Raw genomic sequence first — 26,057 nt, 5'->3', positions numbered from 1 at the left:
GAGTCTGTTGGACATGAGGGCATCAAGGGCAAAAATTTTTACGTCAGTCTATACAGACTTAGACCCTGGATGAATAACGATTCTACTATAGCAGAGCTAAGAGAAACAGAGATTTTCATTTAGGCAGAAATTGGGGTAGGGAGTCGCTCTCTGCTGGGGGAGGTTCACCCAAATATTGAGACATCACCCGGTAGCCAGCATAAGCGGGAATAATCAGGGCAATCAGAAAGACAAGGGTAGCCCACCAAATTTTAGAGTTACCCGACGATCCATAGTGAGATCGATAGGGGTCAAAGGGGAGGGTTTCGGGGCGAATTTTTTGTCGAGTGGCGATCGATCGCCGAAATCTGATCCGGCGATCGTCGAGTTTTTCCAAAAAAATCCAACCCGCTTGGGCTTCTTCACGACAGAGGTGATGAAATACCGTAGGATTGCCAAATAAATCACTACTGGCTCGCACAATCTTAAATTCCCATCCCCGTGCTTTGGCTGAACCATTCTGATGGGGTTCTCCTTCTGTACCAAAGTGTTCTTTGGGTTCGTAATGGGTCAAAACTTCTTCCTCCTCCTCATGGCGTTTTTGGGTTTCTTGTTGACTGCGATGAATACTATCGCCCATCATCAACAATTGACACCCCAAGCTACTGAAAAATAAGCTACCAATCACTAATTCGAGCATACTGAAATCATCAATAGGGATCGCGGTTGACTAAATAACCCTCAATTAATATATCGTTGCCTAAAGATTGATAGTGAACCTCGGTCAGGTTCAAGGCTTGGGTCATTTGGGTTAATCCTAAGTCTCCCACAGGAGAGGGAGCTAGATCGCCCCCGATAATCTTAGGGGCAATAAAGGCATAAACTTTCTGTACCATTCCAGAGGCGATCGCCTCTGCTCCGAGTCGTCCTCCACATTCCCACAAAACGGATAAAAAACCCCGTTGATATCCATACTCCATGGCTGCTCTCGGAGTCAGTTGGGGAAATTCCACCACCTCAACCCCCCAGTTTCGGAGCTGTTTCTGAAATTCAGGATTAGCCCCCGACTCCGTTAACACCACCGTTGGCGCAACCGGCTCCCACAATTGGGCAGATGGGGGTAAATTCAAAGAACGACTCATCACCATCCGCACCGGATTACGATCCACGACTCCATGGGTGGTTAATTGGGGATTATCTTTACGCAGGGTATTCCCGCCCACGATCACCGCATCACAAGCTCCTCGCAACTGATGTACCCACCGTCTAGAGTCTTCCCCAGTCACCCAAGCACTATGACCGGTAGTTGTAGCGATTTTGCCATCTAAGGTCATGGCATACTTAAAAATTCCCCAAGGTCGTTGATGGCGGATGCGATGAATAAAGGCTTCATTGAGGCGCTGACAGGCTTGCTCTTCTACTCCTACCTGTACCTCGATTCCTGCTTCTTGGAGTCGTTGAATACCACTCCCAGAAACCCTAGGATCGGGGTCTACCATGCCCACCACCACCCGCCTGACTCCGGCAGCGATCAGGGCTTCCGTACAAGGGGGAGTGCGGCCATAATGATTACAAGGCTCTAAATTCACATAAACTGTCGCACCTTGGGCGCGATCGCCCGCTTCCTGTAGGGCAAAAACTTCAGCGTGAGGCTCTCCAGCACGGGGATGAAAGCCCTCCCCCAGGATTTCATTTTCTGCCACCACAACTGCCCCCACCAAGGGGTTAGGAGCCGTCCGCCCAAGGGCTTGCTGGGCTAATTGGATGCACCGGTGAATGTAAATGGAATCTACAGCAGAGTGAGATTCATTAGAGAAATGGGTCAAGGTTTAAATTCGGATAGTTTATACCTGTGATGGACAATTTTGGCTGATTTTAGCATGAATTGATGCAGGGATTACAAAGCCTAGACAGGGCTGAGTTTATGATACTTCCCTGGGATGAAAATAAGCATCCTTTCCTAGTCTTTTTTAAGTTGCTAAATCCCTAAATAGTGATATAATTTTTAGTTGAGCGTGAATGAAGGAGCGTCGGATGTTATTTCGTCAATTGTTCGATCCAGAAACCAGCACGTATACTTATCTGTTAGCTGACCTGAAGACTCAAGAAGCAGTCTTAGTCGATCCGGTGCTAGAGCAAGTCGGTCGTGAATTGAAGCTATTGCAGGAATTAGGGTTAAGTCTTCGCTATTGCCTAGAAACCCATATTCATGCTGACCACATTACCGGTAGCGGCCAGCTCCGGGAAGTAACCGGTTGTACCTCCATTGTGCCCCAACACGCGGGAGCAAAATGTGCCGATCGCTTTATAGCTGATGGAGAATTATTGCAAGTGGGAGCCGTTCAGATTGAGGCGATCGCCACTCCTGGTCATACCGATAGCCACATGGCCTATCTGGTGAATGGACAAAAACTGCTCACGGGTGATTCTTTGCTCATTCGAGGTTGCGGTCGTACTGATTTCCAAAGCGGCGATCCAGGTCTGCTCTATGATGCCATTACTCAACGACTATTTATGCTTCCTAATCAGACCGAAGTTTATCCTGGTCATGACTATAAGGGATGTATGGTTTCCACCATTGGCGAAGAAAAACAATTTAATCCTCGTTTAGCCGGTCAAACCCGTGAGAGTTTCATCACCCTCATGGAAGGCTTAAATTTACCGAACCCGAAAAAAATTGCCGAAGCGGTTCCTGCTAATCAAAGATGTGGCAAAGTGCCCGTCTTAGTTTAATTAATGCTGTATCTTCTTATTTCCTGAGTTAATTTTTATCAACTATGGCGAGCCATCAAAATCTGCAAGACAAACTCCAAGCGATCGACAGTTCTTCAGTGCAAGAATTGTGGGAAAAAAATGAGATTCAGTTCATCGATGTTCGCGAACCGAGTGAATATGCTGGAGAACGGATTCCAGGGGCGATTTCTCGACCCTTATCTCGATTTAGTCCGGATGATGTTCTCCTCGATCCGACTAAACCCTTTATTCTCTATTGCCAAACCGGAAATCGTTCAGCGACTGCTGCCCAAAAGCTCTTTTTAGCCGGATTTGAAGACGTGGCTCACTTGCAAGGAGGATTAGAGGAATGGAAACGGCAGGCATATCCTACCTATGTCAATCCCAAGGCTCCTATTAGCATTATGCGTCAGGTGCAAATTGTGGCCGGTTCTTTGGTTTTGACGGGGACTTTATTGGGAGTTTTTGTGGCTCCTGGGTTCCTATTTTTGAGTGGTTTTGTCGGTGCAGGATTGATGTTTGCGGGAATTAGTAATACCTGTATGATGGCAGAGTTATTGGGTAAATTGCCTTACAATCAGCGCGTTTAGAGTGGGTTTTTCCCTCATCCCCCAGCCCCTTCTCCCGTGGGAGAAGGGGAGTAAAAATTCCTCTCCCCTGGGAGAGGGATATAGGGAGAGGGCAAACGAAAATATGAGGAAAATCAGATGTTAATTAATCTGGTGGGACATGCTTTGGCCGTTTGTATTGGCTTGAGTTTGGGTTTAATTGGTGGTGGGGGTTCGGTGTTGGCCCTGCCGGTGTTAATGTATGTGATGGGGGTAGAAACGAAATCGGCGATCGCCATGACGTTAGCTATTGTCGGCAGTGTCAGCTTAATTGGGGTGATTTCCCATTGGCGATCGGGTAATGTGAACCTAAAAGCAGCCGTCATGTTTGCCCCCCCAGCCATGGTAGGTTCCTATGTAGGGGCTAAAATTGCCACCTTACCCATCGTTAGTGCTACGGTACAACTGATGGGTTTTGTGGTGATGATGGTAACAGCCAGTATTTTAATGATTCAGAGAAGTGGGAAAAAAAAGAGCGAAGACACCCTGAAAGCTCCCCCAGTTTCCAGTATTTGGCAGAGGTTTTTACTGATTCCCTTAGCGGGTTTAAGTGTAGGATTAGTGACCGGATTTGTGGGTATTGGTGGCGGTTTTCTGGTGATTCCAGCCTTGGTATTACTGGTAAAGATTCCTATGAAGGAGGCGATCGGTACATCCCTATTGGTAATTTCCTTTCAATCCGTGACTGGGTTTTGGGGGTATCTCAGCAGTCAGATCCCGATTAATCTCCCCTTGGTATTCTCCTTTATCGTCGCTGCAAGTATGGGGATTATCTTAGGGTCATATTTAACTCAGTTTGTCCCTGGAAAGCAACTAGAGAAAGGCTTTGGCTATTTTCTGCTGGCGATCGCCGTTTTAATCGTCGTCAAATCCTAATCTTCCGTTATCCTTACACTTCACTATGCAAAGCTTGCGATCGCTCCAACTGTTTCACCTCAATCAAAGGCAACACAATTTCCACCATTGTCCCCTTTCCTTCACCCTCACTATACAGAGTAATCTGACCTTCCATCATCTCTATTAAATTTCGAGAAATTGCCAATCCCAAACCCGTCCCCTCAAACTTCCGAGTCCGAGTGCCATCAGCCATAACAAACGGTTGAAACAGCTTTGATTGTGAAGCAGGATCGACTCCAATTCCCGTATCTTTTACAGAGATTCTAACTTGAGATACCACAGAAGAATCACCCTGAGAGTTAGACTCTAAATCTGCCTTAATTTTCTCTACCATAATAGTAATTCCCCCCTTTTCCGTAAACTTAATTGCATTGCCAATAACATTCAGTAAAACTTGCTTGAGTTTATCTGTATCCGCATAAACTGGAATCGGTTCAGCTAGACTTTCATGACTTAAAGATAACCCTTTCGCCTGAATAGGAGCCACTTCAATATCAATTACTTCTCTCAGAATATGATTTAAATCCACCGGTGCTAACTCCAGAGAGAGTTTACCAGCTTCAATCTTCGATAAATCCAAAATATCATTAATAATTGAGAGTAAATGCAGGGCAGCATTATCGACTTGCTGCAAAAACTCTAACTCTTCCTCCCGATCGTCACAAAATCCATCTTTAACCAATCGAACCGAACCAATAATGGCATTTAGAGGAGTTCTTAATTCATGGGAAATGCTGGTTAAAAACTCACTTTTAAGCTGATTAGAACTTTTTGCTTCTTGCCAAGCCACTTCCAGCTCTTCAGCCCAACTAATTAAACGCTCTACCATACTATTGAGCGCTTTAGCCAGTTGATTAAATTCATGAATTTTGAACTTCTGAGGAATAGGTTCTGGAGAAACACTGCATTCTACACTTTGAGCATACTTTCCTAATTGTTCAACGGGGGTCACTAAAGAGCGGGCTAAAATCAAAGTAGCAATTAAATTAGCCGCAATTAATCCCAAAACTAAATTAATTAACGTTTGCCGAATTTCTTGAAGACCATAGAGGGCATTATTCAGAGGAGTTACAGCTAAAACAATCCATTTTTCATTGCTTAATCCCGTTGTGGTGGGATTGGGAATAGCTGTATATCCCGCGATCGCTTCTTTACCACTTTGATCGAAGGCCGACAAATGCAGAAAATTACTTTGACCAGAGGTAGCAGCTCGGATGATAGCTTCTAATCGAGATTGCAGATTTTTATCTTTCTCATCACGAATATTAGTCCCAATTCTTGTGCTATCGATATGGGCAATAATTGTTCCTTCCTGATTAATAATTACTGTATACCCAGATAAGGATTTGAGTTCTTGTGTTTGTTGAAGGGGAATAGTTGCTTCAACCACGAGATTGAATTGGGATTCTCCAGATAAATTATAGACTGGCGAACGAATTAAAAAATGGAGTTGATCCTTACCATAGTTATAGAGAAGAGATAAGGAATCATCTAAAAGTAATTTTACTTCCACCTGATGGGCAAATTGTGGATAAGGTTTTTGGGTGATTTTTTCAGCCTTGAAGTTACCGATCGCCGCTTCTTCACAGGTACTGGAAATTACTTTATTATCCGTTGAATTTTGCAATTGTACGCATCTTACAGAACCCCAAAAACGCTGGCTGAGATCCTTGAGGTAAGAATCGAGTTGCGTTGATTTCCCCGATTGTAAAACTCCGCTTTCACTAGCCGTTTTGACTTGCTGGGTCAGAGCATTAATACTGAGATCAAGGCGATCGCCTTTTTCAATGGCACTTTCAACGATATTATACCGAGCTGTTTCTAATAAACTCGAACGAGCCTTACGGTAAGTGGCATATTGGAGTAAACAGAGAACCGGAATAGTCATCAGCAAAATCCGCCACATTAAAATACGGCGAAAAGAGGTCTCACTGGATTGGAGTAAACGGAAGAGCTTCAACATACCCTAATGATGGCCAAGGATTGCACAGCAGGAGTATCACTAGAATAACTCCTAGGGAGGGACACAATGGATTAAAAAGGATGTTCGAGGGGACTCCTTGGTTAATTGTACGCAATCACGAGGAGTCCTATTTCCAGATATTTGCGTAAAATAACGCAAGATTTCTGGATAACAAATCAGGCATAATGGTGATAAGACATTCACAAATCATTTTATGGCCCGTCTCAATCATAAGGCATATGCTATTCTTGTGCGGGAACTAGAGCGCTGCTTAGGCAACGATCCCCTAAATGCTCCTCAAAAAATGTTAGTCCTCAAACGATTGGAGCGATTACGGCAACAAACAGGCGATCCAGTTTCGGTACAACATCTACAGGAAACGATTCAGGATCTGATACCAGATTTCTCCAACAAAGTGATTCAGCAAGCAGTAAAAGCCAATCAACCCTCTTCGGGAATCCTGGGATATTTGTCTTGGGGGGTTGTCGGTTTAGCGGGATGCGTGGGTTTGGTGTATATTCTTAATCTCCCTTACCCGATGATTCGCTGGCCCGTAGCGAAAACCATACCCTTGGTGCTACTGCCCAGCTATATGAAAATGGATTATGATTATCGGGGAGCGATCGCCAATGTGGAAAAATCAGATCAGCTCATTAACCAAGCCACCAGCGCTGCCGATATTGAGTTAGGAGCCGAAAAAGCTGCCCTAGCGCAAAAACACCTGGATGGTTTACCCGTGTGGTTCCTAGGCTATTATCCCCAGCGCTACTGTACCCTGTTTAGTTGTAGTTGGCAGTTTACCCTAGATGAATATCAGGTTGCTCGCAAACACATTGCCCGTATAGAAGCTAAAGCTTTCCAAGAAAGCAATGCATTAACCCTTTTGCAAGAAGGACAAAGCCAAATCGAAGCAGGGAAAAGCCAATATCAACAGGCTAATGCTGAGACGAGCAAACAGGAGGCCATCTCCCTTTGGCAAGCGGGACTGGATAAACTCGATCAGATCCCTCCCCAAACCGTCGCCGGACGCATGTCAGAGCCTCAAAAAAGAGCCTATCAGCGCGATTTTGAACAGGCCTCTGGCCGGGCAGTGGGAACCCAGAAAACCGATACTCTGATCCAAGCTGCTGCTCAGTATGGCATGGCAGCGGCCGAAATGTCCCAAAATCCGCCCCATTCTGAAGCTCAATGGCAAGAAATTATCCGTTTATGGGATCAGGGAAGCCAGCAGTTGGAACGAGTCACGGATGATAACCCAGCCTATGTGGAAGCCCAGAAAAAACTAGCTGAGTACCGTAAAAATGCGGCTATGGCGCGGATTCGTCTAGAAAATGAACAAAATTCTATGCAAGCTCTGAATCAGGCTAAGAGTCAAATTACTACCTGGCAACAGTTAGCTACTTCTACGACCAATAAAGGGGTATTGGTTAGTGGACTGCAAAGAATTATTTATGACTTAGATCGAGTAAAATCAGGTACAACGGCTACGGAGGAAGCGCGATCGCTCCGGCAATTTGCCGAAGCGAAAATGCAGGAACTTAGTCACTAATATCCCTAGACTTTTTCACCTCGACCACTTGAGGGTGTTCCGGGTTGGGCAGCGGCCAAGCCATCCGGTCAGCCAGCGTCACCCAAGCCGCAGCGACTTGGGGCAATTCAATCAGCAAAATAACCCCCAAAGTAATGCACCATTTATGCTTATTGTGCTGACAATTTTCACCCTGGTTTTCCGGTTGTCGTTCTGGCTTGGCATTAGAAACGCTCATCGCTTTATCCTCAATTCATCTACTCTTCAAGTTTCCAACAAAATTCTTGAGAATAGGTCTAATCAACATCTATAAAAGAGTCTAACTTTTTGAGGTAAAGGAGCAGCAAAGTCTAAAGTCTATTTGAAGTCTAACTCAAGTCTAAAGAGTCTAAACAAAATCTAATATTAGAGTGGTGGCGCTGTCTTTATAGTAACATAGATGTGGAGATAGAAGCCGGGTTTCTCCAAGAAACCGGGCTTCTTAGAACATCGCGGGGGCAAGCCGTATGACCATCACTTGGGAAGACTTTCTAACTGATATCTGTAATCAGCAGTTGCTCACTCAAGAACAGATTGAGACAGTCTTAACCAGATTTCCTAAAGAAAATAGTAAATTATCAGAAAATGAATTAGGTGGGCAACTTCATCTTGGAGAACAAGGCGTTGGGGCAAGAATGACAGAAATTTATAAGAAATTTGAACCCCTATGCGAAGAATTACGAACTAAGAAGGGAGGAAAAGTTAAGTGCTTACAGGATTTTCTCAGACAACAATATCGCAATAGTTGCGGTTCTATCGTTCCGCCCCAACCCAAAGGATTGTACTCCGATGAATTTAAGGCCCTGATTCAAGAGAAAATTGAGCGCTTTTGTGGGCGCGAATTTGTCTTTAACGCATTTGACCAGTTTATTCAAGACCATTCCAAAGGCTATTTTACCGTCATTGGCGATGCGGGGATGGGGAAAACTGCCCTAGCCGCAAAATTGGTATCGGAGCAACACTATCCCCATTATTTTAATATTTTAGCCCAGAGCATCAACACCCCAGAGTCCTTTCTCAGGAGCATTCGCGGGCAGTTAATTGGGCGATATGGGTTGGAGAATGCAGAAGCGGACAATCTACCGGAATTGCTGGAAAAAGTCAGTCAGAAGCTACCCGCAGGAGAGCGACTGATTTTAGTCATTGATGCCTTAGATGAAGTCAATCAAGAGCTAGGAAGCAACCTCTTATATTTGCCCATGACGCTGCCGGAGCGGGTTTATATTTTCTTGACCCGGCGACCCTATACCTTGAGGAATAAGCGGTTAAATCTGTCCCCTGGGATTCCTTATTCTGAGTTGGACTTGAGGGAAGAGAAGTATATGAAGTTAAGTGAAATTGACATTAAAGCCTATATTCAGTTATTTTTACAAGACCCAGAGCATCGGGATAATTTGCAGCATTGGATAGCCGAGCGTACCACAACAGAAGAGTTTGTGGAGCAGGTAGCAGACAAAAGTGAGAATAACTTTATGTATCTGCGCTATCTGTTACCGGTGATTGCCAAGGGTCAATATAATGATTTGCAGTTAGCTGAGTTACCCAAGGGCTTGGAGGAATATTATCAAACCCATTGGGTGCGGATGGGCATGGAAGATGCACCGCAAGAATTTATGGTGATTATTTTGTTTATCTTGAAGGAAGTGGGGACACCCATTCCCAGTGAAATGATTGCCCAAATTGCCGAGCAAGACGAGGCACAAGTGGAGCAAGTTTTAGACCGTTGGTTTGAATATTTAAGGATGCAGCATCAGGAGGGAGAGTGTTGCTATAGCATCTATCATGCCAGTTTCTTGAATTTTCTGGAGAAGCAGACAGCGTTGAAAAAAAATCGTCAGTTATTTCGGGAAGTGAATCAACGCATTGCTGATTACCTGGAAGGAGAAATGGAGTAAACCGAAATTGTCTATGAGTTATCAAGCGCTTGCCCTCTCCCTAAATCCCTCTCCCACGGGAGAGGGACTTCTTGCTCCCCTTCTCCCGTGGGAGAAGGGGCTGGGGGATGAGGGCACACCCACTACACAACCCACCCAACAACCCCATGAACATCGTGCAGCAAAAGACCATCGCCGGGAAACTGGCCACCAAACCGCCTTCCTTTCGACGGGTGTACCTGGGGACACTCCCTTATCAATATGCCCAGACTGAGCAGTGGCAAAAGTATCGACAACTGTTGACCAACTTTGAATTCATCGAAGCCAAGATTAACCATCCAGAATTCGGCGTGCAGGCCCTGATTGAGGATTATGACTTAATCGATGCAGAGACAGACAACGCCAAAGCGCTGCCACTGGTGCAAGGGGCGCTGCGGCTGTCGGCCCATGTGTTGCGGCACGATAGTAGCCAACTGGTGGGGCAACTCCTGGGACGGATGTTGGGGTTTAAGCATCCAGAGATTCAACAGTTGCTCACCCGGGCCAACCAGAGCCAAACCCCCGGTCTGCGCCCCTTGACCCCCAGTTTAACCCCTCCAGGCGGTGCGCTCCTCCGTACTCTGGAAGGTCATAGCCACTGGGTTAATGCCCTAGCAGTGACCCCCGATGGGGAGCGGGTGATTTCCGGTTCATGGGACAACACCCTGAAAGTGTGGAATTTGCACAGGGGAGAATTAGAACAGACCTTCTCCGGTCATAGCGACTCGGTTCTTGCCCTAGCAGTGACCCCCGATGGGGAGCGGGTGATTTCGGGTTCATTGGACAAGACCCTGAAAGTGTGGAATTTGCACAGGGGGGAATTAGAACAGACCTTCTCCGGTCATAGCTACTCGGTTAGTGCCGTAGCAGTGACCCCCGATGGGGAGCGGGTGATTTCGGGTTCATCGGACAAGACCCTGAAAGTGTGGAATTTGCACAGGGGGGAATTAGAACAGACCTTCTCCGGTCATAGCTACTCGGTTAGTGCCGTAGCAGTGACCCCCGATGGGGAGCGGGTGATTTCCGGTTCAGGGGACAAGACCCTGAAAGTGTGGAATTTGCACAGGGGAGAATTAGAACAGACCCTCTCCGGTCATAGCCACTCGGTTACTGCCCTAGCAGTGACCCCCGATGGGGAGCGGGTGATTTCCGGTTCAGGGGACAAGACCCTGAAAGTGTGGAATTTGCACAGGGGAGAATTAGAACAGACCCTCTCCGGTCATAGCTCCTCGGTTACTGCCCTAGCAGTGACCCCCGATGGGGAGCGGGTGATTTCCGGTTCAGAGGACAACACCCTGAAAGTGTGGAATTTGCACAGGGGGGAATTAGAACAGACCTTCTCCGGTCATAGCCTCTGGGTTAGTGCCGTAGCAGTGACCCCCGATGGGGAGCGGGTGATTTCGGGTTCAGGGGACAACACCCTGAAAGTGTGGAATTTGCACAGGGGGGAATTAGAACAGACCTTCTCCGGTTATAGCTACTGGGTTAGTGCCCTAGCAGTGACCCCCGATGGGGAGCGGGTGATTTCGGGTTCAGGGGACAACACCCTGAAAGTGTGGAATTTGCACAGGGGGGAATTAGAACAGACCTTCTCCGGTCATAGCTACTGGGTTAGTGCCCTAGCAGTGACCCCCGATGGGGAGCGGGTGATTTCGGGTTCAGGGGACAACACCCTGAAAGTGTGGAATTTGCACAGGGGGGAATTAGAACAGACCTTCTCCGGTCATAGCGACTCGGTTAATGCCCTAGCAGTGACCCCCGATGGGGAGCGGGTGATTTCGGGTTCAGACGACAAGACCCTGAAAGTGTGGAATTTGCACAGGGGAGAATTAGAACAAACCCTCTCCGGTCATAGCTCCTATGTTCGTGCCCTAGCAGTGACCCCCGATGGGGAGCGGGTGATTTCCGGTTCAGGGAATTTATCCGGAGACGACAACACCCTGAAAGTGTGGAATTTGCACAGGGGGGAATTAGAACAGACCCTCTCCGGTCATAGCTCCTATGTTAGTGCCCTAGCAGTGACCCCCGATGGGGAGCGGGTGATTTCCGGTTCAGGGAATTTATTCGGAGACGACAACACCCTGAAAGTGTGGCATTTGCACAGGGGGGAATTAGAACAGACCCTCTCCGGTCATAGCTCCTATGTTAGTGCCCTAGCCGTGACCCCCGATGGGGAGCGGGTGATTTCCGGTTCAGGGGACAACACCCTGAAAGTGTGGAATTTGCACAGGGGGGAATTAGAACAGACCCTCTCCGGTCATAGCGACTCGGTTAATGCCCTAGCAGTGACCCCCGATGGGGAGCGGGTGATTTCGGGTTCAGACGACAACACCCTGAAAGTGTGGAATTTGCACAGGGGGGAAATCATCGCCAGCTTTCCTGGAGATAGTCCTATTCTTTGCTGCGCCCTTTCCCCAGATGGCCAAACCCTCATCGCGGGTGAATCATCCGGTCGCATCCATTTCCTGCGCCTGGTGGGACTGGAGCCAAACCCATGAACACCGCTTCCCTGCTTGCGGCTACCCCTAGGGAATTTCACACCCATCTCCGGGAGGTGCTGACCCTGTTCCAGCCCCGTCCCCAGGTCTCGGCTGCCTTTGACCAGTTTTGTACTCGCCACCCACGGGGCTATTTCACCCTCATCGGCCCCCCCGGAACCGGTAAAACCGCTCTCTTGGCCCGCATCGCCACCACCCGTCCCCTGGTCATCTACTACAGCGCCCAACGGCCAGGGAAAGCCCAAGCCGAGACGTTTCTGCATACCCTCTGCACCCAACTAGCCCAAATTGCCCGCACCCACGGCATCCCCGTGCCTTCCCCCAGAGCCGACAGTAGCCAGTTTTCCCACCTGCTGCAAACCCTCAGCGACCATCTCCCCCCCCAGGACAAGCTCATCATTGCCCTAGACGGCTGTGACCAAATTGACCTGCGCTCCCAACCCCCCGGCTCCAATCTCTTCTATCTGCCCCGCTATGTGCCCAATCGCGTCTATTTTCTCTTGGCCCGTCGTCCCTTCCCCCCCGGTCAATCGGGTCTGTTAACGGAAAGTCCCCACCAGCACCTGCATCTGGTTCACCATGCCGACAGCACCCGTCAGGCGATTTGCGCCTATATTGATGCTTATTTTGATACGCTCTTTCTCCCCAATAACCCCCAACTCTACGACGACCTGGTAAGGTTGAGCGAACATAATTTTATGTTTTTGAGTCAAATTTTACCCAATATTTCGCAAATATCCTACCCCTTCCAACCCCCTCCACCAGGTTTAGCCAGGTACTATGAACAGCACCTGACCCAGATGAACCTGACTTCATCAAGTCTGAAACCGGCGCTCCTCCAGCACTTGGCTAGTGCTGTTGATAGCTGTTCTGCGGAAGCTCTAGGGATGGCTCTCGATGCAGATGAGTACGACATCGAAACTATCCTAGAGGAATGGAGACCCTTTTTAATCCTGGAGGAAGGAGCGGGGGAGCCGAGTTATCGGTTATACCATGGTCATTTTGCTGAATGGATTAGTGAGGATGGGGGGATGGGAGGAAGTCCTACATAACTCATTTAGGTTTGCTATATATCTTCAATTAACCGGTGTGATTAATTCTTTTTACTGGATTTACCTTCCCGAAATCCCAGGATTTTGTAACAATGAAGAGACAATAGAACCAGAGATAACGACGATCGCCGTCGTCCCTCACCGCCCATACTGAAGACAGAAAATTATGGTAGCACTGACCGATCACCCTCAAAAACGCCTAACAATAGAAACGGCTCCGATCGCCGCAAATACGACAACGATCCGCTCCCTAGACTGGGATCGCGATCGCTTCGACATCGAGTTTGGCCTGCAAAATGGAACCACCTACAACTCCTTCATCATTCAAGGAGACAAAACGGCCCTGGTGGATACCTCCCATCGCAAATTTGAGCAACTCTATCTCGATACCCTCAAAGGACAAATCGATCCCGCCACCATTGACTACATTGTGATTAGTCATACTGAACCCGATCATAGTGCCTTAGTCAAAGATGTCCTGGAACTCGCGCCTCATGCGGTAGTAGTTGGGGCAAAAATTGCGGTTCAATTCTTAGAAAACCTGATCCATAAACCCTTTGAAAGCCAATTCGTCAAAAATGGCGATACCCTAGATTTGGGTCAGGGCCATGTTCTAGAATTCATTAGCGCTCCTAATCTCCATTGGCCCGATACCATCTTTACCTACGACCATAAAACCTCTGTTCTCTATACCTGCGATGCCTTTGGAATGCACTATTGCTCCGAGCATACCTATGATGAGAACTTGAGCGACATTGAAGCCGACTTTCGCTTTTATTATGAATGTTTAATGGCTCCCAATGCCCGCTCCGTGGTTAACGCCATGAAACGGATGGCCAAACTCCCAGAAATTACCACGATCGCCACCGGTCATGGCCCCCTCTTACGCCATAACCTAGAGGAACTCACCGGCCGATACGATCGCTGGAGTCAGGAAAAAACTAAAGCGGAAAAAACCGTCGCCCTATTCTACACTTCTGATTATGGCTATAGCGATCGCCTCTCCCAAGCGATCGCCCATGGGATCACCAAAACCGGGATCGCCGTAGAAATGATGGACTTGCGATCGACCGATCCCCAGGAAGTCCGGGAACTGGTGGAAATGGCCTCAGCTCTCATCATTGGCGCTCCTCCCCAGTCGGGAGAAGTGGGCAAAGAAGCAGAAGCCGCCCTGAGTACGATTTTAGTAGCTGCCAACAACAAACAGGCGATCGGTCTGTTCGAGTCCGGTGGAGGAGATGACCACTCCATCTATCCCCTGCGGAACCAGTTCCAAGAACTGGGACTCAAAGAAGCCTTCCCCGCTATCTTGATCAAAGAAGCACCCACCGAAGCCATCTATCAAGCCTGTGAAGAAGCAGGAACCGATATGGGGCAACTCTTGGGACTCAAGGATACCATTAAGCATATGAAGTCCCTGGATAATGACCTAGACCGAGCCTTGGGTCGCTTAAGTGGCGGACTCTATATTATTACCGCCCAAAAAGGCGAAGTGAAAAGCGCCATGCTCGCTTCTTGGGTGACTCAAGCCAGCTTTAAGCCCCTGGGAATTACCATTGCTGTAGCTAAGGATCGGGCGATCGAATCTTTGATGCATGTGGGCGATACGTTCGTCCTCAATATCCTCAGCGAAGATAACTATCAAAGTTTGATGCGTCATTTCTTGAAGCGCTTTGGCCCTGGTGCAGACCGCTTTGAAGGGGTGAAAACCCAAACCGCGACTAATGGTAGTCCCATTTTGACCGATGCTCTAGCCTATCTGGAATGTCAAGTCGCCAGTCGGATGGAACTGTCCGATCATTGGTTGGTTTATTCCACCATTGATAGCGGACGAGTCAGCAACCCGGATGCTCTGACGGCTGTTCACCATCGTAAGGTGGGCAACCATTATTAGGCGGCAGGACTTACCCGGCAGGAGAAGGGGCGCAGGAGTCCCTTTCCCATGGGAGAGAGATATAGGGAGAGGGCAATTCTATGTAACGCTGCCCTCATCCTCCTGCCCCTTCCCCAAAGGGACTCAAAAACCGGCCTTGCTAAGTTTTACGGAATGGCTATACTATGAGCTGAATCCTATGGCCGGGATCGGTTCAATAAAGCCATCGCCAATCACTTAACCCCATAACTCAGGTGAAAGTCCCTATTTCTAATCAACAAAACATCACATTAGCTCCAGATGTCCTGGTTCAGGAACTCTCTGGAGAGTCGGTATTGCTCAACTTAGACAGTGAGGAATACTTCGGTTTGGATGAGGTGGGTTCGCGGATGTTATCCGTGTTGACGGGTTCTGCTTCGATTCAAGAGGCGAGCGATCGTCTTTTAGAGGAGTATGAAGTGGAACCGGAAAAACTGCACCAGGATTTGCTTGAATTGATTGAAAAGATGGTGGATCAGGGCTTGGTTACCCTAACTCCAGCTTAAAAGCGGGGGGCGATCGGTAAATTTCTGTTCAACGTTGAATAAAAATGAGTCCGTTTAACCCTTCAGTTGTGCTATAAGTACACTGGGAAAAAAATAAGCCCAATCGGTTTACAGTTCAGGTTAAGGTAAAGTATAATCAGCTCGTTTTAAGCGACCAGGTTAAGCTAACCATTACTCCGTTTAAACACCATATCGAGGTGAAGCAAGTGAGCGGAATCGTAGGAATCGTCAATGCCGATCGGGCCCTGGTTGACCGGGAACTCTTGGCAAGGATGACAGGATATATGACCTTCCGGGGGCCGGATGTCCAGAGAATTTGGGCAGAGGGTTCTGTTGGGTTTGGCCATACCCTGCTGAGGACGACTGACGAATCGGCGAACGAAACCCAGCCTCTAACGGTAGATCAACGGGTGTGGATTGTAGCGGATGCGCGGGTGGATGGTCGCAAAGAGTTGATCCAAAGTCTTCAAGACCGAGGAGAACCGGTTGACTTAAATACTCCCGATCCGAATCTGATCCTCCATGCCTATCTGGTTTGGGGTATCGATTGTCTGGATCGCTTGATTGGGGATTTTGCCTTCGCCATCTGGGATGAGCCAGAACAGCGTTTGTTTTGCGCCAGAGACCATTTTGGGGTAAAACCGTTTTTCTACGCTAATTTAGGTAAGGAGTTGGTGCTGAGTAATACGCTCAATTGTGTGAGATTGCATCCGTCTGTATCGGATAAACTCAACGATTTGGCGATCGCCGACTTTTTGCTATTCGGCTATAATCAGGAAGTGGATACCAGCGCCTTTGCCGATATTCAACGCCTGCCTGCTGCCCATCGGTTAATCTGGACTCCAGAGAGCTTTAAGGTGGAGAGATACTGGACATTGCCCACGGATGGCTATATCCGGTATAAACGGGATGAAGAGTATGTAGAGCAGTTTTTGGACTTAATGCGGTTGGCAGTCGGCGATCGACTGAGAACCAATAAAGTCGCAGTTTACATGAGTGGAGGATTAGATTCTACCAGTGTAACGGCGATCGCCAAAGAACTCCTCACCAAATCTTACCCCACCTACGACCTCAGAGCCTACACCACTGTCTTCGACCGTCTCCTTCCCGATGAAGAGCGCTACTACTCCGGTTTAGTCGCCCAACATCTAGACATTCCCATCCACTACCAAGTTGCTGATGATTTGGAGGTGTGCAAAGGAGTTGAAGAGATAGAAGGGTGTACCCCGGAACCTAGTGTAATTTCTCTCACTCGCAGGAACACTGAAGATGATAAATTGCTCATTACAAAAAGTCGAGTCGTCTTAGGGGGTGAAGGTGGAGATGCGGTATTTTCTAATCAAGGAGCTTACCATTATGGATTACATCTAATTAAATCGGGCCAAATTAGAACGTTGTTCACAGAATGGTTTAGCTATTGGAAGTCTCATGGGTGTTTCCCCCAACCAGGAATACGCGCTCGGATCAAGGAAAGACTGGGTATGTCTTCTTGGAGACCTCCCTATCCAAGATGGATTAATCCTGATGTAGAGCAGGAATTAAATTTGAAGAGGAGATGGGAAACAGTTTTTACCCCAAATAAGGGGCAATTGATACACGAAGTTCGGCCAGATGCCTATGCTCGTCTTACTGCATTACATCTTCAGTATTCGATGGAAAGTTGGGATTGCGGTGTGACCAAGACGATAATAGAAGCGAGATACCCTTTTTATGATATACGATTAGCTCTATTTTTGTTGTCTATACCAGTAATACCATGGATGCTTTTTAAAGAACTTTTACGAGTGTCTATGACACATTACTTGCCTAGGCAGGTAAGAATCCGCCCGAAAACACCTGCTCTTGGTGATAATATGTCCTTATTATTACGTCAGCCAGAAATGGTATGGTTAGATAATTTTCAATCTACACCTAACCTGTCGAAATACATTTGTAGGGATGGGATTGACCCCATTTGCGGAATTTCAGCCAATACTGCTGAAGCCTGGGTTAATCTACGTCCGATCAGCTTAAATCATTGGTTGCAGCATTTCCAATCAGTTCCAGAAAAATTAGCACAGGAGATTTCAAATGAACTCACACTCGCAGTCTAACAGAATGTTGAAGAAGCTTTACAGTACACCTAAGATAATTGTCTATGGTGACATTAGCCAATTAACTCAACAGAATAATGAGACTAGCCCTCAACTCTTAGATAATTATGCCGGTGGCGCACCAATGGTGGGTATGAATAACAAAACTGGCTATAATGGATAGCGATTTAGACTCTTGGTTGTTAGCTTGGTGGCTTTTTACCGTTTGTTTGGCTTGTCAGTAAAGTCTCACTATCCACTTCCAGGTTTAACTGAATATTCTGTCCTTAAAAAGATTGATTTAGAAGTTTGGTTGAATAGTCAGCCCTGTTGGTTAAATCAATCATTGCAACAAGGTTTACTGGTTTGGTCTGTCAGTTCATACCAAACAGAAACAGGCAATCCCCTGTGGATAGTTGAGGAACTTCTAGGAGGATCTTATCTGCGGTTAACCTATGATGACGGAACTCAGTTCATCATAGACCGTAAAGGAACTGAAGTCTGGGGAACCTGGCCAGAAAACCTCACCCTAGAGGATACAGCCACTTATTTGCTGGGCCCAGTGATAGGCCTGGTTTTGCGTTTGCGGGGAGTAACCTGTCTTCATGCAAGCGCGATCGCCGTTGGAGATCGGGCGATCGCACTCGTCGGTCATTCTGGTGCAGGAAAATCCACGACTGCGGCAGCTTTTGCGGAGTTAGGCTATCCTATTCTTTCTGATGATATCGTGGCTTTGGTAGACCAAGATAACCAGATTCTAGTTCAGCCTGCTTATCCCCGACTCAGACTTTGGCCCTCTTCTGTGGAGATCCTCTACAACAACCCCGATGCACTGCCTCGTCTTGTTCCTACTAACCCCACTTGGGATAAAGCCTATCTCGACTTGAATCAAGATAAATATAAGTTTCAGGAAACTCCCCTACCTCTAGCTGGCATTTATATTTTAGGCGATCGCACCGGTTCTTCTCCCATACCAGCGCTCACACAACTGCCAAAAAGCAAAGCCTTAATTGACTTGATTGCCAATACCTACGCTAACTTACTCCTCGATAAAACCATGCGCGAACAGGAGTTTCAGTTTCTCAGCCATACCGTCAATCAAGTACCGGTTTATCAACTGAATGCTCACCCTGACTCTGAGCATTTATTCAACATTCCATCTGTGATTTTAGAGAACTTATCCCATGTATAGTGTATCGGGTTATGGCTCCATGATCGGCGATCGCGGCCGCATGGAAGCCTATACGCAAGCTCTGAAACAATCCATTACCCCCGGTTGTGTTGTCCTCGATATTGGCACGGGAACCGGTATATTTGCCCTGCTTGCCTGTCAATTTGGAGCCAAGAAAGTCTACGCCATTGAAACAAATCCGGCGATCGAAGTGGCAAAACAGGCGGCAGTTGCGAATGGCTATAGCGATAAAATTGAATTTATCCAAGATTTATCCACTAAAGTAGAATTACCCGAATTAGCCGATGTGATCATCTCCGACTTGCGGGGAATTTTACCTTTATTTCAGCAACATATTGGCTCTTTAGCTGACGCGAGAACGCGATTATTACGTCCTGGAGGCGTGTTAATTCCCCAACAGGATAACATCTGGGTGAGTGTGGTAGAAGCGCCCAATTGGTGGAATAAAATTAACGATCCTTGGGATAACTATTGCTATGGCTTTAATATGAATGCGGCGAAAAAGATCGTCAATAATGTTTGGGGAAAAGGCTGGGTAATGCCTTCCCAATTATTGGCACAACCGCAACTTTGGGCAACATTGAATTATCAAACTATTGAGAATCCGAATGTAGGCAATCAGATCCTCTTTAAACCGTCGCGCAGTGGCACTGCCCATGGGTTGAGTGTATGGTTTGATGCCACCTTGATTGATAGCATTGGCTTTTCCACGGCTCCAGGAATGCCGGAATTGGTGTATGGGACGGCGTTTTTCCCCTTTTTAGAGCCGGTTGATATTCATTTGGGCGATACTGTTTCCGTGAATTTACAAGCTAATTTGGTAAATAGTAGCTATATCTTTCGTTGGGATACTCAGGTGTTAGAGCAAGGGAAGGAAAGCCAGTGTAAAGCTCAATTTAAGCAGTCTACATTTTTTGCCGAATCTCTTTCTCCTCAGCAGTTGCGGAAGCAGGCAGGGAATTTTGTACCCAAGTTGAATCAAGATGGTAAAATCGCGCAAGTGGTTTTAGCATCTATGGGGCAAGGAAAACCGGTGAGCGAGATTGCAGGAGTGTTAATGGAGCAATTTCCAGAGGCGTTTTCTACTCCGAAAGAGGCTCTAACACGGGTGGGGCAATTCTCAACAGTGTACAGTGAATAGGATGATAGCGGCGATCGCCTCTCGATTGCAGCGCTTGCTCTATCTGAGAAAAGCGGTGCAGTTGGTTTGGGAGAGTACCCCCAAGCTAACGCTGGCGAACATTGTCCTCGTCTTCCTGCAATCGGTGCTACCCCTAGCTTCCCTCTACCTCACCAAACTGATTATTGATCGCATCACCGAAGGCATTTCCACTCCCCAAACCTCCCTAAAACCGGTACTCCTGCTGATTGCCATTGCTGCATTCGTAGCAATTATTGGCGATGGACTGATATCTTTAGCCGGATGGGTAAGCGAAGCACAATCTCAAATTGTCACCGACTACGTGCAAAATCTGCTCCACGCTAAGTCGGTTGAAGTGGATTTAGAATACTACGAAAATGCCCAATACTACGATATCTTTCATCAGGCACAGACCGACGCATCTTACCGTCCACCTTTAATTCTAAACCGACTGATCCAATTAGGCAATAGCAGTTTATCCTTAATTGGCATTGGATTGCTCCTATTTTCCTTTGATTGGGCGATCGCCCTCATCCTCATTATCGCCGCTATCCCCGTTTTTCTCGTCCGGCTCCGATTTTCCCAACAGCTTTATCAGCAATGGCAACAATGGACTCCCCAAGAGCGCATGGCCCATTACTATAGTACCTTAATCACCCAAGTCGATCATGCCAAAGAAATCCGCTTATTTGACTTAGGCGAACTATTTGGGCGACGATTTAATACCCTGCGTCAAGCCATTCGTCAGCAAAGAATATCCCTATCTGCTCGTCGTTCCTTTGCCGAAAGTATCACCCAAAGTAGTGCCACCCTAGCCGTTTTTACCGCCTTTGCACTGATGGCAGATCGGGCATTAATGGGTGCAATTACCATTGGCTCTTTAGTGATGTACTATCAAGCCTTTCAACGGGGACAAACCTTACTGCGAGAAAGTTTAAGTTACTTGGCTTCTTTGTATGAAAACAGTTTATTCCTTGCCAACTTTTACCAATTTCTCGACCTCAAGCCGATGATTGTTGAACCTATAAAACCAGCTCAACTTCCGGCAACTCTTGAAGGCAGAATCGAATTCGATCGAGTTAGTTTTTCCTATCCTCGCAGTGAACGCTCGGTTCTCGAACAGCTTAATTTTACCATTGAACCGGGAGAAACCATCGCCATTGTAGGGGAAAATGGAGCCGGAAAAACTACCTTAATTAAACTATTATGTCGCCTCTACGATCCGACGGCTGGTGCAATTCGCTTAGATGGGATCGATCTGCGAGATTTATCTCCCAGTGAAATCAGAAAAAATATTAGTATTGTCTTTCAAGATTATGCCCATTATCATTTAACGGCGCAAGAGAATATTGGTGTCGGAGATATTCAGCACTGGGATAATTTGGCCCCAATTCAGCAAGCGGCTCAATGGGCAAAAATTGAGCCGACAATTTTGAAACTTCCCCAAGGATATGATACCATTTTAGGGAAACAATTTATTAATGGAGAAGAACTAAGTATTGGGGAATGGCAAAAAGTGGCGATCGCCCGATCTTTTCTGCGCCAAAATCACCCCATTTTAATCTTAGATGAACCCACCAGTGCCTTAGATCCGCAAGCAGAAGCAGAAATCTTAGAACAGTTGAATCAACTGACGCAAAAGCGAACGTCTATCATCATTAGTCATCGTCTGTCAACGGTGAAATTTGCTGACCGAATTTTAGTTTTAAAAGAGGGTAAAATTGTAGAAACAGGAAATCACAGACAGTTAATGGAAAGATCGGGGATCTATGCTACACTCTTTAATACTCAAGCTCACTATTATCGATAAATATTATAACTCTTTTTCTCCTTACAGAGGTAGAGTGGGCAGTGCCTACCCTACTAGAATCACAAGCTTAAAAATAGGGAGAGGATATTAACAATGCGTCTTGAAAATGAACTGATTTTGAACTGCGCTCGCACGTACCATTCGGGTGAAAATAAAGACAAAATTCTAGAATTACTTTCCAGGGATATCGATTGGAATTATATCTTCGATTGGATTAACTATCATGGATTAATCCCCCTATTTTACTGGACAATCAAAGAATTTAAGGATTTCGTCGATCCCAATTTTTTTCAAGTCATCCATACCCAATTTAAACAAAATGCCTATCACAACTTATCCCTAACCCAAGAACTGATTAAAATCATTCAACTTTTTGAGGCAGAAACAATTCCAGTGTTGGCGTTTAAGGGGCCAGTTTTAGCTCAAGTGGCTTATCAAAATCTGGGATTGAGGCAGTTTATTGATTTAGATATTTTAATCCCTCAAAAGTCTGTGAGTCAAGCCTCAAAAATTTTAACTCAACAGGGTTATCTGCCTCAGTTTCAGTTTAAGGGATGGCAAGAAAATCGCTATACTCAAATTCGCCCGGAGCATAACTTTTATTCATCAGAAAAAGATCTCAGTATTGATTTGCATTGGTCATTAATTTCTTCGGCGCTCTCGTTTCACGAAAATCCCCAATTGATTTGGGAAGATGAAACCTATCAAGATCGAGTAAAATTAGCTAATCAAACGATTCTTACGTTATCGCCAGAAGCTTTGTTATTATTTTTATGTGTTCATGGAGCAAAACATGATTGGTCTCATTTATCTTGGGTGTGTGATATTGGGGAACTGTTGAATCGACATCAAGATTTAGATTGGCTATGGATTGAGGGGCAAGTGGGTCATTTAGGCACGCAAACCATGTTAGAATTGGGTTTAGGGTTAGCTCACACTTATTTAGATGCGCCGATTCCTGAAGATTGGCTGAAAAGATTAGAGCGTAATTCTAAAATTCAGGAGTTAGGAGAATTAATAGAAGCACAATGGTTTAACGGTCAATCTGATGAGAGTAGACTGAGATTAATGGGACAAATTTATGTACAAACGATGGATTCAGGGCGCGATCGCCTCTGGTACTGGTTAGACTATGTAGTAACACCAACACCTCTAGAGTGGGAAATACTGGACTTACCCTCCGGTTTATTCTTCCTCTATTATCCCTTACGACTGCTACGGTTACTCTGGAAGTATTGCCCCCCCTGGCTGAAACCTCAATCATTACTCGGTTCTACCGGTAATAATAACTGAAACATCACTTGCTCGTTCTCCAAAGAGTAAGTATTAAAATATCCCCCCAAACTCCGAATCAGGGATTGGCAAATGAGCAAATATAAGCCGGGGGGTTGATCCAGTAAAGAGGGACTCAATAAATCAGCAGATCGCCCCTGTTGCAACTCTGCAATTAACTCTGGTTCTAATACCGTAGGACAAACAATCGAGACATCAAATAATAAAACCGGTTTCAGTTGACTCGTGGAGTCTTGCCGCAAATGCTTCGCTATTCTCCCCTGAGCAGGGGGAAGTTCAGTCTGAGAAATGCCATTACACCAAATATCCACCTGTTCTTTAACCTTGGCCATTTTACAGGTAATCCCTAAGATTTCGTGAAAAATCAACTCAATTTTCATCACATCGCCGATTAAATTAAATGCTCCTGTTTGTCCCTGCACGCGAATAAATAGCTCTCGCTTTTTCACCAAAACATCTACCCGTTCGATCGCCCGTTTAATTAAACTCACTAAAGGCATGGCCATCTGATACCAATGCAATTCCCATTGCTCATCTTTGAGCATTTGCGCCAAATTCCCCAATGTGGCATTAATCGATCGCAATCCTTGCTGATAACGAGTAAGAGTCAGAGCATCCTTGGGAGTCCCCAAACTCGCCAGCTTTTTTAATTCCGTACTCAATTTACGATAGGTCAGCTCACTTCGCCGTTGCTTATACCAATTCAATTTTTGCGTTCGATCTTGCTGAACTTCAAAGTAAGTTTGTAGTTCTATGATCCGCCCAGACCAAGCCAATTGGTGTACCATAATTTCCAATGCCGTCAGATAGCGCTCTGACCACAAGCGACCGGGAGCATCTGCCAGTATAATAATCCCCGTAGGAGTAGCCTGTTTATCAGCTCGAAAGGCGATCGCCGCAATCTCCCCAATTCCCGATCCCGTCAACCACTGGTGAGTCACAGGAGAAAGAGCATCCGCAGAAACCTGATAAACCTCTGGACTGGCTAAAACCGCTCGCAACAAGGGATCGTGAGCCACATCGATCTTCCCTTTCGTCTGTATACTAAACTCGCTGCTCGTGACTTGAACGCTGGTAATACGGCCCAGATGAGGACTCTGCAAAGACCAACTGATTTTTAGCGCCAGGGGAACTTTAAACGCCTGGGCAATTTGCCGGATTGCCTCCCCCTCCAGGGTTTCCGAGCCATTGCCCCTAGACCCAATTGCCGTTTGTCCCCATTGAATCAAAGATTGTAGCTTTTCCTGTTGTTGTTGAAGACTATTTAATTGCCATTGATGGAGAATCAATCCCAACTGTTGGGCCACTACCCGCACCAATTCTAATTCTGCACTATCCCAAGTGCGAGCCACATCATGGGCCACCATCAATACCCCTTCCATCTCATGGCCGATCGCCGTATTACAGAGTAAAACACTCTTAATCCCCACCTGGGTAAACAGGGGTTGCCAAGTCATCAATTGCCCATCTTCCTCCCAATTCTCAATCGGGATCGCCGATCTCGACTTTTCGAGCTGCTCCCAGTCCTGGGGATCGGGAACTGCCAAAGGAGAAGGAACCGGGCGACGGTTAGCCGGTTGACTTTGACAAACAATATCAAAATAATTCTTATCGCGATCGTAGAGCAGCACTAAAAACCGCTCTACCCCCAGGCGATCGCACAATAAATGGGCACAATGATCCAGAGTCTGTCGCCAATCCTCCTCAGAAGAAATCGAACGCACCAATTCTGCTGTCAGTGCCTGGTCTTGTTTCGTGCGCTCCACTGCTGCTTCCATCGCCTCTAGGGGAGCCATCAGAGCGATCAACTGGGCTACCCCACGCACATAACTGCGTTCCGCCTCCTCCCAGATCCGAGGTTCATTGCCCTCGATCGCCAAAAATCCCAGTAACTCATTTTGATAGATAATGGGAGCTGCTAACAGGGAGCGAGCCTTAATTTGCTGCATTAACCGACTGGTCGTGTCTGCCTTTAGAGAACTCCTTGCTTCCCCCACAGAAACCACCTGATCGGCTACCAGAGCCTTATAAAACCCGATGACTTCTTGTACCGTAATCCCAGAAGCCACCTGATTTCCCACCCCTTGGCTGGGGGTTTTCTGAAGATTGGTCGTTCTGCGCCAAAAATAACGCCGTTCCCGCTCAAACCAATAAATATTGGTGCGATCCGGGGATAAAAACTCATGGGTTTTAGCCACCACCACATCTAACCGTTGACGAAAATCGGAGAGCGATCGCAACTGATCCAATAATTCTAATAAGGGTTTATCCGGCCGTTTCGCCAACTGCCTGCGCCAATTGGCTTCCATTTCATTTAACGTAGCTGCCAACTCCCCAAAAATCATGGATAAACGGGCCTTTTCATCGGAGCGCGGCGAAGTTCCCCACAGAGTCGATCCCAAAATCACCACCCCAAAACACAGGGCCCGATAGCGCAGGGGAAACACAATCGTCCCTTGAATATTCAATTTTTCCGCTAACTTCCGCCATTCTCCAGCCCGTCGTTCTTCCCGCAAATCCGGCACTCCGGCGGGTTTTTGCTGAATCACCACTTGCTCGAACAAGTCTCCAGGACTGAGGGCAAAGGTCTGTTTGAGAATAGCGCGATCGCCTCCTGATGGCAGAGTTCCCCCCTTACCAAACAAGCGATGCTCTCGCCGGTCATACAAACCAATCCAAATCAAATCATATTCAAATTCCGTTTCAATATAGTTGAGCGTCGTGTCAATCAAAACATCCAGATTTTCCTCTTCCCGTAAGGTTTGGAGAGTTCGACCTAGGGTAACGAGTTGTTTTTCGCTTTGTTTCGGTATGGACTGCTGAGGCATAGACCGAGGTTTCTAGGGATAGTGAATAAGGGCGAATGACAAATCAATAATGGACAAGGGATAGTCAATAGGGAACAATGGATAGGAAATAAT

The 26,057-nt window shown here is 46.7% G+C and carries 19 protein-coding genes; 14 read left to right on the top strand and 5 right to left on the bottom strand.

Features of this window, described 5'->3' with window-relative positions:
• Positions 1-115: 115 nt before the first annotated feature.
• Positions 116-679 carry a hypothetical protein gene (locus tag AC3FZD_RS14015; protein ID WP_488736632.1) on the bottom strand — a complete coding sequence of 188 codons (564 nt, stop codon included), beginning with the start codon at positions 677-679 and terminating at the stop codon, positions 116-118.
• Positions 680-689: 10 nt separating this feature from the next.
• Positions 690-1,805, bottom strand: coding sequence for a bifunctional diaminohydroxyphosphoribosylaminopyrimidine deaminase/5-amino-6-(5-phosphoribosylamino)uracil reductase RibD (ribD, locus tag AC3FZD_RS14010; protein ID WP_488736631.1), 1,116 nt, complete (start codon positions 1,803-1,805; stop codon positions 690-692).
• A 208-nt stretch (positions 1,806-2,013) separates the two neighbouring features.
• Here ribD and AC3FZD_RS14005 point away from each other — a divergent pair, with 208 nt between their 5' ends.
• From AC3FZD_RS14005 to AC3FZD_RS13995, 3 genes are all read left to right on the top strand, one after another.
• Positions 2,014-2,712 (top strand): MBL fold metallo-hydrolase, encoded by a 699-nt coding sequence (locus AC3FZD_RS14005; protein ID WP_488736630.1) that lies wholly within the window; start codon positions 2,014-2,016, stop codon positions 2,710-2,712.
• Between the two features lie 44 nt (positions 2,713-2,756).
• Complete coding sequence (locus AC3FZD_RS14000; RefSeq protein ID WP_488736629.1) at positions 2,757-3,302, top strand: rhodanese-like domain-containing protein; 546 nt, start codon at positions 2,757-2,759, stop codon at positions 3,300-3,302.
• A gap of 117 nt (positions 3,303-3,419) precedes the next feature.
• Positions 3,420-4,196: a sulfite exporter TauE/SafE family protein gene (locus AC3FZD_RS13995; protein WP_488736628.1), complete on the top strand. Its 777-nt coding sequence runs from the start codon at positions 3,420-3,422 to the stop codon at positions 4,194-4,196.
• A 13-nt stretch (positions 4,197-4,209) separates the two neighbouring features.
• Here the strand turns inward: AC3FZD_RS13995 and AC3FZD_RS13990 are convergent, their stop codons facing one another.
• The gene (locus AC3FZD_RS13990) at positions 4,210-6,105 is read right to left on the bottom strand and encodes an ATP-binding protein (RefSeq protein WP_488736627.1); all 1,896 of its coding nucleotides are present in this window, start codon (positions 6,103-6,105) and stop codon (positions 4,210-4,212) included.
• Between the two features lie 289 nt (positions 6,106-6,394).
• On the opposite strand from AC3FZD_RS13990, the gene AC3FZD_RS13985 reads away from it, so the two are divergent.
• Positions 6,395-7,729: a hypothetical protein gene (locus AC3FZD_RS13985; RefSeq protein ID WP_488736626.1), complete on the top strand. Its 1,335-nt coding sequence runs from the start codon at positions 6,395-6,397 to the stop codon at positions 7,727-7,729.
• Here the strand turns inward: AC3FZD_RS13985 and AC3FZD_RS13980 are convergent.
• Complete coding sequence (locus AC3FZD_RS13980; protein WP_488736625.1) at positions 7,719-7,946, bottom strand: hypothetical protein; 228 nt, start codon at positions 7,944-7,946, stop codon at positions 7,719-7,721. The genes AC3FZD_RS13985 and AC3FZD_RS13980 overlap by 11 nt on opposite strands.
• 268 nt (positions 7,947-8,214) lie before the next feature.
• Here AC3FZD_RS13980 and AC3FZD_RS13975 point away from each other — a divergent pair, with 268 nt between their 5' ends.
• From AC3FZD_RS13975 to AC3FZD_RS13930, 10 genes are all read left to right on the top strand, one after another.
• Positions 8,215-9,642: an NACHT domain-containing protein gene (locus tag AC3FZD_RS13975; RefSeq protein WP_488736624.1), complete on the top strand. Its 1,428-nt coding sequence runs from the start codon at positions 8,215-8,217 to the stop codon at positions 9,640-9,642.
• Between the two features lie 146 nt (positions 9,643-9,788).
• Entirely contained in the window at positions 9,789-12,158 is a 2,370-nt protein-coding gene (locus AC3FZD_RS13970) for a WD40 repeat domain-containing protein (RefSeq protein WP_488736623.1), read from the top strand.
• Complete coding sequence (locus AC3FZD_RS13965; protein ID WP_488736622.1) at positions 12,155-13,210, top strand: ATP-binding protein; 1,056 nt, start codon at positions 12,155-12,157, stop codon at positions 13,208-13,210. Before AC3FZD_RS13970 ends, AC3FZD_RS13965 begins: the two co-directional genes overlap by 4 nt.
• Positions 13,211-13,376: 166 nt before the next feature.
• Positions 13,377-15,104, top strand: a complete 1,728-nt coding sequence (locus AC3FZD_RS13960; RefSeq protein ID WP_488736621.1) for a diflavin flavoprotein — start codon at positions 13,377-13,379, stop codon at positions 15,102-15,104.
• A 233-nt stretch (positions 15,105-15,337) separates the two neighbouring features.
• Positions 15,338-15,628, top strand: a complete 291-nt coding sequence (locus AC3FZD_RS13955) for a PqqD family protein (protein WP_488736620.1) — start codon at positions 15,338-15,340, stop codon at positions 15,626-15,628.
• Between the two features lie 206 nt (positions 15,629-15,834).
• A complete protein-coding gene (locus tag AC3FZD_RS13950) occupies positions 15,835-17,721 on the top strand; it encodes an asparagine synthetase B family protein (RefSeq protein WP_488736619.1) in 1,887 nt (628 codons plus the stop codon).
• A 175-nt stretch (positions 17,722-17,896) separates the two neighbouring features.
• The gene (locus AC3FZD_RS13945; protein WP_488736618.1) at positions 17,897-18,892 is read left to right on the top strand and encodes a serine/threonine protein kinase; all 996 of its coding nucleotides are present in this window, start codon (positions 17,897-17,899) and stop codon (positions 18,890-18,892) included.
• Positions 18,885-20,033: a 50S ribosomal protein L11 methyltransferase gene (locus AC3FZD_RS13940; protein ID WP_488736617.1), complete on the top strand. Its 1,149-nt coding sequence runs from the start codon at positions 18,885-18,887 to the stop codon at positions 20,031-20,033. The genes AC3FZD_RS13945 and AC3FZD_RS13940 overlap by 8 nt, the downstream gene beginning before the upstream one ends.
• A 1-nt stretch (position 20,034) precedes the next feature.
• Complete coding sequence (locus tag AC3FZD_RS13935; RefSeq protein WP_488740345.1) at positions 20,035-21,843, top strand: ABC transporter ATP-binding protein; 1,809 nt, start codon at positions 20,035-20,037, stop codon at positions 21,841-21,843.
• 93 nt (positions 21,844-21,936) lie between these two features.
• Positions 21,937-23,136, top strand: coding sequence for a nucleotidyltransferase domain-containing protein (locus AC3FZD_RS13930; protein ID WP_488736616.1), 1,200 nt, complete (start codon positions 21,937-21,939; stop codon positions 23,134-23,136).
• On the opposite strand, the gene AC3FZD_RS13925 is transcribed toward AC3FZD_RS13930, so the two are convergent.
• Positions 23,100-25,964: a GAF domain-containing protein gene (locus tag AC3FZD_RS13925; protein ID WP_488736615.1), complete on the bottom strand. Its 2,865-nt coding sequence runs from the start codon at positions 25,962-25,964 to the stop codon at positions 23,100-23,102. The genes AC3FZD_RS13930 and AC3FZD_RS13925 overlap by 37 nt on opposite strands.
• Between the last annotated feature and the right edge of the window lie 93 nt (positions 25,965-26,057).

Source organism: Roseofilum sp. KMC-1 (assembly GCF_057802075.1).
The sequence above is the reverse complement of the archived record's forward strand: the minus strand, read 5'-3'. Positions and strand labels throughout refer to the sequence as shown.

Bases quoted from the DNA above. Each gene is read 5' to 3' on its own strand.
- AC3FZD_RS14015 (WP_488736632.1), bottom strand. From the start codon at position 679: ATGCTCGAATTAGTGATTGGTAGCTTATTTTTCAGTAGCTTGGGGTGT.
- AC3FZD_RS14005 (WP_488736630.1), top strand. From the start codon at position 2,014: ATGTTATTTCGTCAATTGTTCGATCCAGAAACCAGCACGTATACTTAT.
- AC3FZD_RS14000 (WP_488736629.1), top strand. From the start codon at position 2,757: ATGGCGAGCCATCAAAATCTGCAAGACAAACTCCAAGCGATCGACAGT.
- AC3FZD_RS13995 (WP_488736628.1), top strand. From the start codon at position 3,420: ATGTTAATTAATCTGGTGGGACATGCTTTGGCCGTTTGTATTGGCTTG.
- AC3FZD_RS13990 (WP_488736627.1), bottom strand. From the start codon at position 6,105: ATGACTATTCCGGTTCTCTGTTTACTCCAATATGCCACTTACCGTAAG.
- AC3FZD_RS13985 (WP_488736626.1), top strand. From the start codon at position 6,395: ATGGCCCGTCTCAATCATAAGGCATATGCTATTCTTGTGCGGGAACTA.
- AC3FZD_RS13980 (WP_488736625.1), bottom strand. From the start codon at position 7,946: ATGAGCGTTTCTAATGCCAAGCCAGAACGACAACCGGAAAACCAGGGT.
- AC3FZD_RS13975 (WP_488736624.1), top strand. From the start codon at position 8,215: ATGACCATCACTTGGGAAGACTTTCTAACTGATATCTGTAATCAGCAG.
- AC3FZD_RS13970 (WP_488736623.1), top strand. From the start codon at position 9,789: ATGAACATCGTGCAGCAAAAGACCATCGCCGGGAAACTGGCCACCAAA.
- AC3FZD_RS13965 (WP_488736622.1), top strand. From the start codon at position 12,155: ATGAACACCGCTTCCCTGCTTGCGGCTACCCCTAGGGAATTTCACACC.
- AC3FZD_RS13960 (WP_488736621.1), top strand. From the start codon at position 13,377: ATGGTAGCACTGACCGATCACCCTCAAAAACGCCTAACAATAGAAACG.
- AC3FZD_RS13940 (WP_488736617.1), top strand. From the start codon at position 18,885: ATGTATAGTGTATCGGGTTATGGCTCCATGATCGGCGATCGCGGCCGC.
- AC3FZD_RS13935 (WP_488740345.1), top strand. From the start codon at position 20,035: ATGATAGCGGCGATCGCCTCTCGATTGCAGCGCTTGCTCTATCTGAGA.
- AC3FZD_RS13930 (WP_488736616.1), top strand. From the start codon at position 21,937: ATGCGTCTTGAAAATGAACTGATTTTGAACTGCGCTCGCACGTACCAT.
- AC3FZD_RS13925 (WP_488736615.1), bottom strand. From the start codon at position 25,964: ATGCCTCAGCAGTCCATACCGAAACAAAGCGAAAAACAACTCGTTACC.